At 60.5% G+C, this 14767-nt stretch carries 12 protein-coding genes; 3 read left to right on the forward strand and 9 right to left on the reverse strand.

Annotation, left to right across the window (positions count from 1 at the left end; translation table 11 throughout):
- Nucleotides 1-66: 66 nt before the first annotated feature.
- The 4 genes from ACWKV5_RS05925 to emhA form a co-directional block, all read right to left on the reverse strand.
- Nucleotides 67-1326, reverse strand: coding sequence for an OprD family porin (locus ACWKV5_RS05925; RefSeq protein ID WP_483840552.1), 1260 nt, complete (start codon nt 1324-1326; stop codon nt 67-69).
- 433 nt (nt 1327-1759) lie between these two features.
- Nucleotides 1760-3220: an efflux RND transporter outer membrane subunit EmhC gene (gene emhC / locus ACWKV5_RS05930; RefSeq protein WP_483840553.1), complete on the reverse strand. Its 1461-nt coding sequence runs from the start codon at nt 3218-3220 to the stop codon at nt 1760-1762.
- Complete coding sequence (emhB, locus tag ACWKV5_RS05935) at nt 3217-6381, reverse strand: efflux RND transporter permease subunit EmhB (protein ID WP_483840554.1); 3165 nt, start codon at nt 6379-6381, stop codon at nt 3217-3219. Before emhB ends, emhC begins: the two co-directional genes overlap by 4 nt.
- A gap of 3 nt (nt 6382-6384) precedes the next feature.
- Nucleotides 6385-7542, reverse strand: coding sequence for an efflux RND transporter periplasmic adaptor subunit EmhA (gene emhA / locus ACWKV5_RS05940; RefSeq protein ID WP_483840555.1), 1158 nt, complete (start codon nt 7540-7542; stop codon nt 6385-6387).
- A gap of 265 nt (nt 7543-7807) precedes the next feature.
- On the opposite strand from emhA, the gene emhR reads away from it, so the two are divergent.
- Nucleotides 7808-8440, forward strand: coding sequence for an efflux system transcriptional repressor EmhR (gene emhR, locus ACWKV5_RS05945; RefSeq protein ID WP_483840556.1), 633 nt, complete (start codon nt 7808-7810; stop codon nt 8438-8440).
- A gap of 223 nt (nt 8441-8663) precedes the next feature.
- Here emhR and ACWKV5_RS05950 read toward each other — a convergent pair whose 3' ends face one another.
- The 3 genes from ACWKV5_RS05950 to ACWKV5_RS05960 are packed head-to-tail and all read right to left on the reverse strand — an operon-like array spanning nt 8664 to nt 11246.
- Nucleotides 8664-9713 carry an alkene reductase gene (locus tag ACWKV5_RS05950; RefSeq protein ID WP_027925598.1) on the reverse strand — a complete coding sequence of 350 codons (1050 nt, stop codon included), beginning with the start codon at nt 9711-9713 and terminating at the stop codon, nt 8664-8666.
- A gap of 28 nt (nt 9714-9741) precedes the next feature.
- Nucleotides 9742-10908 carry an MFS transporter gene (locus ACWKV5_RS05955; RefSeq protein WP_483840557.1) on the reverse strand — a complete coding sequence of 389 codons (1167 nt, stop codon included), beginning with the start codon at nt 10906-10908 and terminating at the stop codon, nt 9742-9744.
- Nucleotides 10909-10943: 35 nt separating this feature from the next.
- Entirely contained in the window at nt 10944-11246 is a 303-nt protein-coding gene (locus tag ACWKV5_RS05960; RefSeq protein WP_007983055.1) for an ArsR/SmtB family transcription factor, read from the reverse strand.
- 171 nt (nt 11247-11417) lie between these two features.
- On the opposite strand from ACWKV5_RS05960, the gene ACWKV5_RS05965 reads away from it, so the two are divergent.
- Entirely contained in the window at nt 11418-11996 is a 579-nt protein-coding gene (locus ACWKV5_RS05965) for an acyl carrier protein phosphodiesterase (protein ID WP_483840558.1), read from the forward strand.
- A 108-nt stretch (nt 11997-12104) separates the two neighbouring features.
- Here ACWKV5_RS05965 and ACWKV5_RS05970 read toward each other — a convergent pair whose 3' ends face one another.
- The gene (locus ACWKV5_RS05970) at nt 12105-12896 is read right to left on the reverse strand and encodes a lysophospholipid acyltransferase family protein (protein WP_483840559.1); all 792 of its coding nucleotides are present in this window, start codon (nt 12894-12896) and stop codon (nt 12105-12107) included.
- Nucleotides 12896-13651, reverse strand: coding sequence for an L-ornithine N(alpha)-acyltransferase (olsB, locus tag ACWKV5_RS05975; protein ID WP_483840560.1), 756 nt, complete (start codon nt 13649-13651; stop codon nt 12896-12898). The genes ACWKV5_RS05970 and olsB overlap by 1 nt, the downstream gene beginning before the upstream one ends.
- Before the next feature lie 154 nt (nt 13652-13805).
- Here olsB and ACWKV5_RS05980 point away from each other — a divergent pair, with 154 nt between their 5' ends.
- Nucleotides 13806-14693 carry an acyl-CoA dehydrogenase middle domain-containing protein gene (locus tag ACWKV5_RS05980; RefSeq protein WP_483840561.1) on the forward strand — a complete coding sequence of 296 codons (888 nt, stop codon included), beginning with the start codon at nt 13806-13808 and terminating at the stop codon, nt 14691-14693.
- The last annotated feature ends 74 nt before the right edge of the window (nt 14694-14767 follow it).

Here is a 14767-nt window from a genome sequence, read left to right on the forward strand (position 1 = left end):
GCTCGCGAAAGCGGTCTATCAGTCGACATAGGTATTGAATGGCTCACACCTACTGGTGATGGGGGGTTACAACAGGCTGATCGGATAGCTGATGATCAACCGGTTTTCATCGAACTCGTTGTTGCTGAAGTCGCGGCGGATGGTCGAGTTGCGCCATTTGACGTTGAAGTCCTTTAACGCGCCGCTTTGCACGGTGTAGCCCAGTTCCGATTCGCGGCCCCATTCCTTGCCGTCGGTGATGGTGCCGGTGTGGACGTTGTCGCCGCTGATGTAGCGGTTCATCAGGGTGAGGCCCGGAATGCCGAGGGCTACGAAGTTATAGTCGTGGCGCACCTGCCAGGATCTTTCCTGCGCGTTATCGTAACTGGCGTTGTAGCTGTCGTTGGCCAGGGTGCCGCCGCTGGTGCCGTTGACGCGCATCCAGGCGCTGTCGCCCGTGAGTTTTTGCAGGCCGACGTAGAAGGTGTTGCCGCCGTATTTGGCCGAGAACAGGCCGGACCAGGTCTTGTTGTCGAGATCGCCGGCGCGGGCGCTGCCGTCATCCTTGCCGTAGAAAAAGCCGAGGTTGGCGCCCAGGGTCCAGTCGCCCAGTGGCTGGCTGTGGATCAGATTGACGAATTGCTGGCTGTAGATGTCCTTGAGTTCAGCGTTCCACAGGCCGATTTGGGTGCGCTTTTCGTTGAAGGCGTATTCACCGCCCTGGAAGTTGAAACGGTCGGCGGTGAAGGCCGGTTTTCCGTTCATCGACATGTCGCTCATGCTGCTGTCGTCGCGCGGGCTGTTGGCGCGGAACTGGCCGCCGTAGAGCGTCAGGCCGGCGATTTCCTTTGAGGTGATCTGGCCGCCACGGAAGGTTTGCGGCAGGGAACGGCCGTCGTCCGAACGCAGGATCGGCAGCACCGGCATCCATTCACCGACCTTCACTTCGGTCTGGGACAGCTTGGCCTTGAACGCGACGTTGGTGCGGCCGAAGTTGTCCGCCGGACGTCCGTCATGGTCCAGCGGCAGCAACTGCGTACCGCCGGTGCCTTTGCCGCCGTCGAGCTTCAGCGAATACAACCCCAACACGTCCATACCGAAGCCGACAGTGCCCTGGGTGAAGCCGGATTTGGCGTCGAGGATGAAGTTTTGCGTCCACTCTTCGGCCTTGCCCTGGGCTTTGGTCGGGTTGGTAAAGTTGCGGTTGATGTAGAAGTTGCGCAGGTTCAGGTTGACCTTGGCGCCGTCGACAAAACCCGATTCCTCGGCTTGAGCGGGCAGGGCTGCGCCGGCCACTGCGATGGCTAGAAGGCCGGGGAAGAAATACTGCGCGGTGGAAGGCGTCATGGGCTCGGGTCTCTCTAATTGTTGGGGATGAAGCGCGGTGATGCCGCAACCCAGGGGTGCAGACAAAAGATTTGATCGATTGAAAAAAACGCAGCGGAATCAGCCGGACAGGGCAGGGCGCGGGAGCATGAGGGTGAACCTGATGTTGTTGGTCTTGTGCGAGGAATGGTGCGTGGAATGTACTGGATGGTTCAATCTGTGAAAGCGGGTTTTGGGCGATTATCGAACATAAGATTGATCAGGATTTTAGGGTGTATGTACCGGCCCCTTCGCGAGCAGGCTCGCTCCCACATTTGACCGCATTCCTTCTGGAGGAACCCGATTAAATGTGGGAGCGAGCCTGCTCGCGAAGGGGCCAGTGATCGCGCCGCCACTTTTTCCGCACCCAACAAAAAGCCCACCAAAAGGTGGGCTTCCTGTTTTCACAGCGCTATCAGAACATCTTCATCTTCGGCGCTTCTTCTTTCAGCGGTTCGACCTTGGCGGTCTGCTGATTCCAGCCACCACCCAGTGCCTTGTACAGATTGACCGCGCTGACCAGTTGCGCCAGACGGTCAGTGATCAGCACTTGTTGCGCGTTGAACAGCTGACGCTGGGCATCGAGGAAGGTCAGGTTGCTGTCGACACCAATGCGGTAACGACGCTCGGCCAGGCGGTAGTACTCCTGGTTGGCGGTGACGTTGTCACGCTGCGCCTGCAACTGGTGGGTATAGGTCTCGCGGGCAGCGAGGCCGTCGGCGACTTCCTGGAAGGCCGTTTGAATGGACTTCTCGTAGTTCGCCACGCCGATGTCTTTCTGGATTTTCGAGTAATCCAGGCTGGCGCTCAGGCTGCCGGCGTTGAAGATCGGCAGGTTGATCTGCGGCGAGAACAGCCAGGTGCCCGAACCGCCCTTGAACAGTCCGGACAAGTCCGGGCTCAGGGTGCCGGCGTTGGCCGTCAGGCTGATGCTCGGGAAGAACGCAGCCCGTGCCGCACCGATGTTGGCGTTGGCAGCTTTCAGGTTGTATTCGGCCTGGAGGATGTCCGGACGACGTTGCAGCAAGTCCGATGGCAGACCGGCGGGCACGTCGCTCAGCAAATCGTCAGACAGCGGTTTGGCGGCTTGCAGGTTGGCAGGGATGCCGGTGCCGAGCAGGAGCACCAGGCTGTTTTCATCCTGAGCGACCTGGCGGGTGTACTTCGCCAGTTGAACCCGGGCGGTTTCCACCGAGGTGCGCGACTGGGCGAGGTCCAGCGCCGAGGCCACACCGACTTCGGCACTGCGCGCGGTGAGCTTGTAGCTCTCCTCGAACGCACCGAGGGTGTCCTGGGTGACTTTCAGCAGTTCCTTGTCGGCTTGCCAGGCCAGGTAGGCGTTGGCCACGCTGGCCACCAGGCTGAGCTGCGTACTGCGTCGACCTTCTTCAGTGGCGAAGTACTTCTGCAGTGCTTCTTCACTCAGGCTGCGAACCCGACCGAACAGGTCGAGTTCATAGGCACTGATGCCGACCGTGGCCGAGTAGGAACTGCTGATGCCCGCCTGACCGGTCTGCGACGCGTCAGCCGGAAGGCGCTGACGGCTGCCGGTGCCATTGGCCGAAACGGCCGGGTACAGGTCGGCACGCTGGATGCGGTATTGAGCCGCAAAAGCGTCGATGTTCAAGGCCGCGACACGCAGGTCACGGTTGTTTTCCAGTGCGACCTGGATCAGCTGTTGCAGGGCCGGGTCATGGAAAAACTGCTTCCAGCCTTGCTCTGCTGCCGCCTGGCCAGCCGCCTGGGCCGGCGAGTACGCCGGACCTTGCGGGTATTGGTCTGCCACCGGTGCCGCAGGTTGCTGATAATCGGGTATCAGCGAGCAACCACCGAGCACAAACGCGGCAACGGCTAGGGAAAGTAGCGACTTGCTCATTGGCCAGCCTCTTTAGGAGTTTCAGTGGCGTCATCCTGGTCGACTTTTTTGCGCTGACCGATGGACGACACAGTGACGAAGAACAGTGGGACCCAGAAGATCGCCAGCACGGTGGCGGTGATCATACCGCCAATCACGCCGGTGCCGATGGCATGCTGGCTACCCGAACCTGCACCGGTGGAAATCGCCAGGGGTACCACGCCGAGAACGAAGGCGAGCGAGGTCATGATGATCGGTCGCAGACGCATCCGGCAGGCTTCAATTGCCGCATCGCGCAGGCTACGCCCTTGTTCATGCAGTTCCTTTGCAAATTCGACAATCAAAATGGCGTTTTTCGCCGCCAGGCCGATGGTCGTCAACAGGCCCACCTGGAAGTACACGTCGTTGGACAGGCCACGCAGGCTGGTCGCCATCAGTGCACCGATGATCCCCAGCGGCACCACCAGCATCACCGCAATCGGGATCGACCAGCTTTCATACAGCGCCGCCAGACACAGGAACACCATCAGCAGCGACAGGGCATACAGCGCTGGCGCCTGGGAACCGGACAAGCGTTCCTCGTACGACAGGCCGGTCCAGGAAATACCGACACCCGCCGGCAGCTTCGCGGCAATCGCTTCGACTTCGGCCATGGCTTCACCGGTGGAGTAGCCCGGCGCCGGGGAGCCGAGGATTTCCATCGCTTCCACGCCGTTGTAACGGGCCAGCTTCGGCGAGCCGTAAATCCATTCACCCTTGGCAAACGCCGAGAACGGAACCATGGTGCCGACGCTGTTGCGCACATACCATTTCTTCAGGTCTTCCGGGCTCATACGCGAGCCAGGCTGGCCTTGCACGTACACCTTCTTCACTCGACCACGGTCGATGAAGTCGTTGACGTAGCTACTGCCCAGCGCAATCGACAGGGTGTTGTTGATGTCGGCGATGGTCACGCCCAGGGCGCTGGCCTTCTCGTCGTCGATTTCCAGTTGGTATTGCGGTTCGTCGTTCAGGCCGTTCGGGCGCACTTGCGTCAGAATCTTGCTCTGCGCGGCCATGCCGAGGAACTGGTTACGGGCAGCCATCAGCTTGTCGTGACCAATGCCGGCACGGTCTTGCAGGAACACGTCGAAACCGGTGGCGTTACCCAGTTCCAGTACCGCCGGTGGCGCAAAGGCAAACACCATGGCATCGCGGAAGGTGAAGAAGTGCTGCTGGGCACGGGCCGCCACCTTGAACACGTTGTTGTCGGCGTTACGTTCGTCCCATGGACGAAGCATGATGAACGCCATGCCCGAGCTCTGGCCACGACCGGCGAAGTTGAAGCCGGTCACGGTAAACACCGAGTTCACCGCATCGCCTTCACCGCCATCCTTGCCTGGACGCAGCAGGAATTCACGCATCTCGTCCACGACCACCTGGGTCCGCTGGGCGGTTGAACCGGCCGGCGTCTGCACCTGGGCGAACAGTACGCCCTGATCTTCTTCCGGCAGGAACGCCGTCGGAATACGGGTGAACAGCCAGATCATGCCGACAATGATGAGGAGATAAGCCAGCAGGTACGGCGCCTTGCGCGAGAGCATGCTGCCCACGCCGCGCTCATAGCTTCTTACGCCACGGTCGAAATTACGGTTGAACCAGCCGAAGAAGCCACGCTTGGGTGTGCCGTGCTCACCCTTGGGAATGGCCTTGAGCATGGTGGCGCAGAGCGCCGGGGTGAAGATCAGTGCAACCAGTACCGACAAGGCCATGGCCGAGACGATGGTGATCGAGAACTGCTTGTAGATCACGCCGGTGGAGCCGCTGAAGAACGCCATTGGCAGCAGAACCGCCGACAGCACCATGGCGATACCGACCAGTGCACCCTGGATCTGCCCCATGGATTTCTTGGTGGCCTCCTTGGGTGACAGGCCTTCTTCACTCATGACCCGTTCGACGTTTTCCACCACGACGATGGCGTCGTCCACCAGCAAGCCGATGGCCAGGACCATACCGAACATGGTCAGGGTGTTGATGCTGAAACCGGCGGCCGCGAGGATGCCGAACGTACCCAGCAGTACCACCGGCACCGTCATCGTGGTGATGATGGTGGCGCGGAAGTTTTGCAGGAACAGGAACATCACCAGGAACACCAGCACGACGGCTTCGACCAAGGTGTGAACCACGCCTTTGATCGACTCGGTCACCACGGGAGTGGTGTCATACGGGAACACCACTTCCATCCCTTGCGGGAAGAACGGCTTGAGGTCGTCGATGGTCTTGCGCAGGGCTGCGGCGGTATCCAGAGCGTTGGCGCCAGTGGCCAGTTTCACCGCCAGACCGGACGCCGGAGCGCCGTTGAACTGGGCGTTGATGCTGTAGTTTTCACCACCCAGACCAACGTCGGCGACATCTTTCAAGCGAACCTGAGAGCCGTCCTTGTTGACCTTGAGCAGGATTTTATTGAACTGCTCGGCGGTCTGCAGACGGGTCTTGCCGATGATCGTGGCGTTCAGCTGGGTGTCGGGCAGGGCCGGCAAACCGCCGAGTTGACCGGACGAGATCTGCACGTTTTGCGCGGCGATGGCGGTTTTGACGTCAACCGGGGTCAGGTTGTAGTTGTTCAACTTGGCCGGGTCGAGCCAGATACGCATGGCGTACTGGGAACCGAACACCTGGAAGTCACCGACACCGGCGGTTCGCGAGATCGGGTCCTGCATGTTCGACACGATGTAGTTGGACAAGTCGTCCTTGGTCATGCTGCCGTCACGCGAGACCACACCGATCACCAACAGGAAGTTCTTCACTGCCTTGGTCACGCGGATACCTTGCTGCTGCACTTCTTGCGGCAGCAGCGGGGTGGCCAGGTTCAGCTTGTTCTGGACCTGAACCTGCGCGGTATCGGAGTTGGTGCCTTGCTCGAAGGTCGCGGTGATGGTCATGGTGCCGTCGGAGTTACTTTCCGAGGACACATAACGCAAGTGGTCGATGCCGTTGAGCTGTTGTTCGATCACCTGCACCACGGTGTCCTGTACCGTTTGTGCCGAAGCACCTGGGTAGGTCACGGAGATGGCGATCGCCGGAGGCGCAATGCTCGGGTACTGGTTGATCGGCAGTTTGAGGATCGATAGTGCCCCGACCAGCATGATCACCAGGGCAATTACCCAGGCGAAAATCGGACGGTCGATAAAAAATTTCGACATGGTTTACTCCCCTTTGCCGCTGGAAGCCTTATCAGCTGCCTGTGCGGGGGCCGGGTTCTTTACGCCAACGTTAGTCGCTTCACTGGCTTTGACTTCGATGCCAGGTTTGACGAATTGCAGCCCTTCGGTGATCAGGCGATCGCCTGCCTTCAGGCCGTCCTCGATCAGCCATTGGCTGCCGACGGTGCGGCTGGCCTTGAGCTGACGCAGCTCGACCTTGTTGTCAGGGCCGACGACCAGTGCAGTCGGGGTGCCTTTCAGGTCACGGGTCACGCCTTGTTGCGGCGCCAGAATAGCTGCTGCGTTCACTCCGGATTGCAACTGGGCGTGCACGAACATGCCCGGCAGCAGAGTGTGTTCCGGGTTCGGGAACACGGCGCGCAGGGTCACGGAACCGGTGGTCTGGTCAACCGAGACTTCGGAGAATTCGAGCTTGCCGTCCAGCTTGTACTGGCTGCCGTCTTCGAGGGTCAGCTTGACCGTAGCCGCGTTGTCGCCAGCCTTTTGCAGGCGACCGCTTTCCAGTTCACGGCGCAGTTGCAGCAATTCCACCGAGGACTGCGTCACGTCGACGTAGATCGGGTCGATTTGCTGGATCACTGCCATCGGATCGGCCTGGCCACTGGTGACCAGCGCGCCTTCAGTCACGTTCGAGCGACCGATACGGCCGGTGAGCGGTGCGTAGACCTTGGTGTAGCGCACGTTGATCTGGGCAGTCTGCAGGGCAGCTTCCGATTGCATGCGGTTGGCCACTGCGGTGTCGTATTCCTGACGGCTGACGGCTTGTTCGTTGACCAATTGCTTGTAGCGGTCGGAGATCGACTTGGTCTGTTGCAGGTTGGCTTCGGCACTTTTCAGGGTAGCGTCATACACCGACGAATCGATCTGATAGAGCTGTTGGCCAATTTTGACGTCGCCGCCTTCCTTGAACATGCGCTTGAGAATGATGCCGTTCACCTGAGGGCGCACTTCGGCGATGCGGTACGCGCTGGTGCGACCCGGCAGGTCGGACGTCAGCGTAAACGTTTGCGGCTGCAGGGTAACGACGCCGACCTGAGGAGGCGGTGCGGCTGGTGCAGCTTCTTCCTTTTTGCATCCGCTGAGCAGCGATGCCAAGGCGACGGCAGTGACCAGAGCGGTAACAGCTGGCTTGAATTGCATGAAAATCCTCGGGTCAGGCGCGCAAAGTGCGCACTAGAAAGGTGGAAGGGTAAAAATAGGGTGCTGAGTGGATAAGTAGCTTGCTAAGGAATATACTTACGTTCATGGTTGTTTGTAAACACCTTGGCTGCGTACCCACTTCGCTACAAAAGCCGTTCGAAGGTTTGAATTCTAAGACGGGGACGGCGCCCAAGAGCGAACGCTCCACTTTTATTCAGCTGATGTTCAGACATCACTGAAGCATCCTGATTGAGGTTTTACTGCCATGGTCCGTCGCACCAAAGAGGAAGCTCAAGAAACCCGCGCCCAGATACTCGAAGCGGCAGAGAAAGCCTTTTATGAAAGGGGCGTGGCGCGCACGACGCTGGCGGACATCGCTACCCTGGCCGGCGTGACTCGCGGTGCCATCTATTGGCATTTCAGCAACAAGGCCGATCTGGTGCAGGCCATGCTGGATACCTTGCATGAGCCACTTGATGAGATGGCCAGGGCCAGCGAAAGCGAAGAGGAACTCGATCCACTCGGCTGCATGCGCAAGCTGCTGATTCATTTGTTTCATCAAGTTGCACTGGACCCGAAAACCCGACGCATTAATGAGATTTTGTTTCATAAGTGCGAATTCACCGATGAAATGTGCGATCTGCGCCAACAGCGCCTGACGGCCAGCCTCGATTGCAATGTGCGCATCGGCCTGGCCCTGCGTAATGCCGTGAATCGGGGGCAAATGCCCGAAGACCTCGACACGGCGCGCGCGGCCATCAGCCTGCACGCTTACATCGATGGCATTCTGTACCAGTGGTTGCTGGCCCCCGACAGCTTTCAATTGCACGCCGAAGCCGAACGTTGGGTCGAGGCCGGGCTGGACATGCTGCGCTTGAGCCCCAGCCTGCGCAAATGAAACAAAATGCGTAATTGGCTTCGCCCGTGTCAACTTTCCGGGCGGGTGCCGATTCCATGGGGTGCTTTTATATACGGACGCTCGCCAGGATGACAGGTAGCGAGCTACGTATTTTGTAGGAATTTTGTGTCTTGCGTGTGAATGTGTGTGATCGCGCCACATTAAAAACCAAAAAGCCCCGGCTCTCACGAGTCGGGGCTTTTTGCGTTTCACTGACGGTTACTTACAGCGCCGGGTAGTCGATGTAACCGACCGGACCTTTGGCGTAGAACAGTTCTGGACGTGCTTCGTTCAGCGGCGCATCGGCCTTCAAACGGGCCGGCAAGTCCGGGTTGGCAATGAACGGCACGCCGAAGGCGACCGCATCAGCCTTGCCGCTGGCCAGCCAGGCGTTGGCGCTGTCCTTGGTGAAACGTTCGTTGGCGATGTACGGGCCGCCGAAGGCTTCTTTCAGTTGTGGGCCGAGGCTGTCGCCGGCTTCTTTCTCGCGGGAGCAGATGAAGGCGATGCCACGCTTGCCCAGTTCGCGAGCGACGTAGGTGAAGGTTTCGGCCAGGTTGTCGTCGCCCATGTCATGGGAGTCGGCGCGTGGTGCCAGGTGCACACCCACGCGGCCGGCGCCCCAGACTTCGATCGCTGCGTCGGTCACTTCCAGCAGCAGGCGTGCACGGTTTTCCAGGGAGCCACCGTAGTTGTCGGTGCGCTGGTTGGTGCTGCTTTGCAGGAACTGATCGAGCAGGTAACCGTTGGCGCCGTGGATTTCCACGCCGTCAAAACCTGCAGCCTTGGCGTTTTCGGCACCGGTGCGGTAAGCGTCGATGATGTCGGCGATTTCAGCGGTTTCCAGGGCACGCGGCGTTGGATAGTCGGCCAACGGGCGAACCAGGCTGACGTGACCTTTTGGCTGGATGGCGCTCGGTGCGACCGGCGCTTCGCCGTTCAGGTACGAGGTGTGAGACACCCGGCCGACGTGCCACAGTTGCAGGAAGATCTTGCCGCCCGCGCCGTGGATTGCTTTGGTGACGTTAGCCCAGCCACGGACCTGGTCGTTGGACCAGATGCCCGGGGTGTCCGGATAGCCGACGCCCATTGGCGTGACCGAAGTGGCCTCGCTGAGGATCAGGCCAGCGGAAGCGCGCTGGACGTAGTACTCGGCCATCAGCGCGTTCGGCACGCGGCCTTCGTCGGCGCGGCAACGGGTCAGCGGCGCCATGATGATGCGGTTGGCCAACTCGATGTCGCCCAGTTTGATCGGATCGAAAATAGTCGTCATGAAATCACCCTCGTGAGGTTTAAGTGGATTAGTTAGTCGCTGGAGCCAGTTCGGGATTGCCGCTCTGGCGGAAAGTAATCAGGGTCACCAACAGGGCGAGTACCGCCAGTGCGGCAGCCGCGAGGGGTACGCTGGTCAGGCCGAAGCCGTGGGCGATGACGCTGCCGCCGACCCAGGCACCGAGTGCGTTGCCGATGTTGAAAGCGCCGATGTTCAGGGTCGACACCAGGTTCGGTGCCGCTTTGCCAAAGGTCACCACGTTGACTTGCAGGGCAGGCACGGCGGCAAAACACGCGGTGGCCCAGAGGAACAGGGTGATTTCGGTCGGGATCAGCGCGACGCTGGTCCACGTCAGCACGGTGGAGACCACGGCCATGCTGATGAACACGCCGATCAGCGTCGCGGCCATGCCTTTGTCCGCCAGTTTGCCGCCGATAATGTTGCCAACAGTCAGGCCCAGGCCGATGAGCATCAGGGTCCAGGTCACGCCACGTGGCGAGACGCCGGTGACTTCGCCCAGCAGCGGCGCGACGTAAGTGAAGAGGGTGAAGACCGAGGCAGCGAACAGCGCAGTCATGCTCAGGGACAACCAGATGCCGGCACCCTTGAGCGCGGCCAGTTCGGCGCGCATGTCGAGTTTTTCTTCATCGCGCTTGGCCGGCAGGAAGCGGATCAGGCCAATCAGGGCGATCACACCAATCACGGTCACGGCCCAGAAGGTCGAACGCCAGCCGGCCTGTTGGCCAAGCGCGGTGCCCAGTGGCACGCCGAGCACGTTGGCCAGGGTCAGGCCGGTGAACATCAAGGCCACGGCCGAAGCGCGTTTGTTGGCCGGCACCAGGCCTGCCGCCACCACCGAACCGATACCGAAGAAAGCACCGTGGCAGAGGGCTGTGACGACGCGTGCAAACATCAACACGTTGTAGTCACTGGCGAGGGCGCAGAGCAGGTTGCCGATGATGAAGATCCCCATCAACGCCACCAGTGCGGCCTTGCGCGGCAGTCGGGAGGTGGCCAGCGCCATGAACGGCGCCCCGATGGCCACGCCCAGGGCGTAACCGGTCACCAACCAGCCGGCGCCGGGGATCGACACACCGAGGTCCGCCGCCACATCGGGCAGCAGGCCCATGATGACGAATTCGGTGGTGCCGATGGCGAAGGCGCTCAAGGCCAGAATGAGGAGCGAGAGGGGCATCGTTGAATTCCTTTTGGGCTGACTGACGTTAAGGGTCAGAGCTCTTTACTGAAGGTCTTGAGGAATTCCTGAATGGTTTCCTCATTACGTTTGAAAAAATGCCACTGGCCGACTTTGCGGCTGCTGATCAGGCCGGCGCGTTGCAGGGTCGCCAGGTGCGCGGACACCGTGGACTGCGACAAGCCGCAACGTTGATCGATCTGCCCGGCACAAACGCCGTGCTCGTTGCTGTGGGACTGGTCCGGGAATTCGACGGTCGGGTCTTTGAGCCAGTGCAGGATTTCTCGCCGTACTGGGTGTGCCAGGGCTTTTATTATTTCGTCGAGATTAATGGTCATGGGGGTGAGCTCGTGATGGTTGAAACGCTATATCGCGATGAGGCGAACTTTAAATCGGTATTTCGCGATATACAAATATGATTTGGCTCTGAGCCGCTAACAATTCGGTATATCGAGTTATAACGATACGTGGGGTGTAACGATCCAAAGGCGCAGTGCTAAGCTGCGCCCATGAACTATCTCGCACATCTTCACCTCGGTGGCCAGCGTCCCGGCCAATGGCTCGGCAGTCTCTATGGCGATTTCGTCAAAGGACGGCTGCAAGGGCAGTACGCGCCGGAGATCGAAGCGGCCATCCAGCTGCATCGCAGCATCGACGTATTTACCGACCGCCATCCGCTGGTGGATGTGGCGTTGTCGCGGTTCTCCACGACGCGCCGGCGTTACGCCGGGATCGTGCTCGACGTGTTTTTCGACCACTGCCTGGCACGGGACTGGACGCTGTACGCCGACCGGCCACTGGAGCTGTTCACGTCGGATGTGTACCGGGTGCTGACGGCCGAGCCGCAGTTGCCGGAGCGCCTGGCGAAGATCGCGCCGCACATGGTGGCGAATGACTGGTTGGGGTCGTATCAGGAGTTCGAGGTGCTGGAGCAGGTGCTGCGGGGGATTTCGCGGCGGTTGACCCGGCCGGAGGAACTGGCGGGGGCGATGCAGGAATTGCGGGTGTTGTATGAACCGTTGAGTGAAGACTTCAGGTTTTTCTACCCGCAGCTTCAGGACTTCGCCCAAAACTACCCAACAACATAAATCCAAATGTGGGAGCGAGCCTGCTCGCGAAGGGACCGTCACATCCAACATCATTGTTGACTGTCACACCGCATTCGCGAGCAGGCTCGCTCCCACAGGGGGATGTGTTTAAGCAGCGATGGCTGGGCGCATCGGCGCTTGCTGCTTCTCCGGAATCGCCCCAAACAACGCTTTCTGCACCGCTTGCTGCGCTTCGAACGCCAACGCCGCTCGCTCCCGACCTTCGCAAGCGATCGGCTTGAGCAGATGAATCTCCACATCCCCCCGGTCATTGGCAAACAAACGCATCAAGTGCGACAGCAGATCATCGTCGCCAATGAACGGTGCCAGGGTGTCGAGCTGACCGTTACGCAGATAACGAATCGCCACCGGTTGCAGCAGCACCTCTGAATCAATCGCCGCCGATAGCAAGCGACCATGGAAGGTACGCAACGAACGGCCATCGGTGGTGGTGCCTTCCGGGAACATCAGCAGCGGATGCTCCTGTTCCAGGTGGCGGGTCATTTGTTTGCGGATCAACTGACTGTCGCCCGACCCGCGACGGATAAACAGACTGCCGGCCTTGGCCGCCAACCAGCCCGCCACTGGCCAGGTGCGCACTTCGGCCTTGGACAGGAACGACATCGGCGTGAGCATGCCCAGCAGCGGGATGTCGGTCCAGGACACGTGATTGCTGACCCAGAGCATCGGTTGCTTGGGCAGTTCACCGTGAACGGTGACCTGGAAGGGCAGGGCATTGCTCAACCGCGCCATGAAAAACCGCGACCAGCGCTGGCGGCGGACCATCGAGTGGGCGATGCCCATGCGCTCGAACAAACCGAACACCGTGGCCATGCTCAATCCCAGAGCGACCACCACCAGCACTCGCGCAATCCGCGCGTACACCCGCAACCGGCTCATCACATGGCCGCCTTGAAGTGCTTGGCGTAACGCGGGCAGAGCTCGTCGCGCTTGAGCAGGATGAACACGTCGGCCACCTGGAAATCTTCGTCCCAGCACGGCTCGCCGCAGATCTTCGCGCCGAGGCGCATGTAGGCCTTGAGCAGCGGCGGCATTTCGGCGATCACGTTGGAGGGGATATCCAGAGTGGGCAGCGGGTTTTTCGGCTCGGCGCGCAGGTGTTCGGTGCACAAATAGCGTTCGCGCAGGCGCTGCATGATCGCGTGGGCCTGGATGCCGCCGTCCTGCATCGGGATGCTCGCGCAGCCCATCAAATAGCTGTAGCCGCCCTCATTCAATACTTCGGCCAGTTCACCCCAGAGCACGGCAATGGTGCCGCCATTGCGGTAGGCCGGGTCGACGCAGGTGCGACCGATTTCCAGGATCGGGCCTTTGAGATGCACCAGGCCGTGCAGACTGAATTCTTCTTCGCTGTAGAACTTGCCCAGGCTGCTGGCCGCGGTGTGATCGAGCAAACGGGTGGTCGCCACCAGGCGCCCGGTATTCAAGTCACGCACGCCGATGTGGGCGCAATGAACATCATAGTCATCCATGTCCAGACCCAGCTCCGCGCCCTTCAGCTTGGCGTTGAACTCGCCGCTGAACACGTTGAAGCGCAAGGCCTGGGCTTCCTGCAAGGCTTGGCTGCCGATCAGGCGTTCGGCTTGCAGGCGGCGGTCGTTGCCGGTGTCGCGGATGCGGGCGATCTGAGTCATGGCGATTCTCCGTGCGGGCTGCTCACCCGTCTTGGGTTACAGCGGATCGACTTTCTTTATGCAGCCGTTTTGTGCAAGGTCAGGCTATGTAGCCCCGGTGTCATCGCCATTAAGCTTTGGTGATGCTTATATGACAGCCCACGAGGAGCCTCTTATGCCCTGGCAAAACCTGTTGAACCGCCACGAACGTCTGCCCGCCAACCCGGATCTGGCGGAAGGTTTCGTGACCTTGTTGCACCAGTTGGGCACGGTGACGCCGTTTGAATTGGCAGTGGCTGGCGGGCGTTTGATGGCCACGCCGGGGCTGGCGTTTCTGGTGGGGTATCAGGCAGCGTTACGCATGCTCTGGCCAAGCGCGCCGCTGAGCCTCGGCGCCCTGTGTGCGACCGAACAGCGCAGCCTGCGACCGGCGGACATGCAAACCCGCCTCACCGATTTGCGCCTGAGCGGGCGCAAGGATTTCGTCACCGCCGGTGATGCCGCCGAATGGCTGCTGATCGCCGCCCGCAGTGAAGCACCCGGCGACCCGGTAAGCCTGAGCCTGGCGGTGGTCTATCCCGATGAGCCGGGCGTGCGCCTGGAAAAACTGCCGGCGATCCCGCTGATGCCGGACATCAGCCATGGCCGCTTGTTTCTTGACAATGCCCAGTGCGAGTTGTTGGCGGGGGATGGTTGGGATGCTTACGTCAAACCGTTTCGCACCCTTGAAGATGTGTACGTATTGAGCGCCATGACGGCGTGGTTGTATGGCATTGGTCAGGACAGTGACTGGCCGCAAGCGTTGCAGTTGCGGTTACTGGCGTTGCTGGCCGGGTGCGCGGAAGTCAGCCGGCAGGCGCCAAACAATGCGGCCGGACATGTGTTGCTGGGTGGGTTGTTTGCGCAGTTCGAGGGGCTCAAGGTCGAAATTGATCAAGCGCTGGCCGATGGGCCGCCGCATTGGGCGGCGATGTGGCAGCGGGATCAGGCGGTGATGGCGTTGGCGGCTGGGGCTCGGGGGAAGCGGTTGGCCAAGGCGTTGGCGGGATCTTCGCTGGATTGACTGGCCCCTTCGCGAGCAGGCTCGCTCCCACATTTTGAAATGCGTTCCCCTGTGGGAGCGAGCCTGCTCGCGAA

The organism is Pseudomonas oplopanacis, assembly GCF_057128725.1.

What these genes read in the sequence shown, in the direction of transcription:
- ACWKV5_RS05925 (WP_483840552.1), bottom strand. Translation starts at nt 1,326, where the DNA reads ATGACGCCTTCCACCGCGCAGTATTTCTTCCCCGGCCTTCTAGCCATC.
- emhC (WP_483840553.1), bottom strand. Translation starts at nt 3,220, where the DNA reads ATGAGCAAGTCGCTACTTTCCCTAGCCGTTGCCGCGTTTGTGCTCGGT.
- emhB (WP_483840554.1), bottom strand. Translation starts at nt 6,381, where the DNA reads ATGTCGAAATTTTTTATCGACCGTCCGATTTTCGCCTGGGTAATTGCC.
- emhA (WP_483840555.1), bottom strand. Translation starts at nt 7,542, where the DNA reads ATGCAATTCAAGCCAGCTGTTACCGCTCTGGTCACTGCCGTCGCCTTG.
- emhR (WP_483840556.1), top strand. Translation starts at nt 7,808, where the DNA reads ATGGTCCGTCGCACCAAAGAGGAAGCTCAAGAAACCCGCGCCCAGATA.
- ACWKV5_RS05950 (WP_027925598.1), bottom strand. Translation starts at nt 9,713, where the DNA reads ATGACGACTATTTTCGATCCGATCAAACTGGGCGACATCGAGTTGGCC.
- ACWKV5_RS05955 (WP_483840557.1), bottom strand. Translation starts at nt 10,908, where the DNA reads ATGCCCCTCTCGCTCCTCATTCTGGCCTTGAGCGCCTTCGCCATCGGC.
- ACWKV5_RS05960 (WP_007983055.1), bottom strand. Translation starts at nt 11,246, where the DNA reads ATGACCATTAATCTCGACGAAATAATAAAAGCCCTGGCACACCCAGTA.
- ACWKV5_RS05965 (WP_483840558.1), top strand. Translation starts at nt 11,418, where the DNA reads ATGAACTATCTCGCACATCTTCACCTCGGTGGCCAGCGTCCCGGCCAA.
- ACWKV5_RS05970 (WP_483840559.1), bottom strand. Translation starts at nt 12,896, where the DNA reads ATGAGCCGGTTGCGGGTGTACGCGCGGATTGCGCGAGTGCTGGTGGTG.
- olsB (WP_483840560.1), bottom strand. Translation starts at nt 13,651, where the DNA reads ATGACTCAGATCGCCCGCATCCGCGACACCGGCAACGACCGCCGCCTG.
- ACWKV5_RS05980 (WP_483840561.1), top strand. Translation starts at nt 13,806, where the DNA reads ATGCCCTGGCAAAACCTGTTGAACCGCCACGAACGTCTGCCCGCCAAC.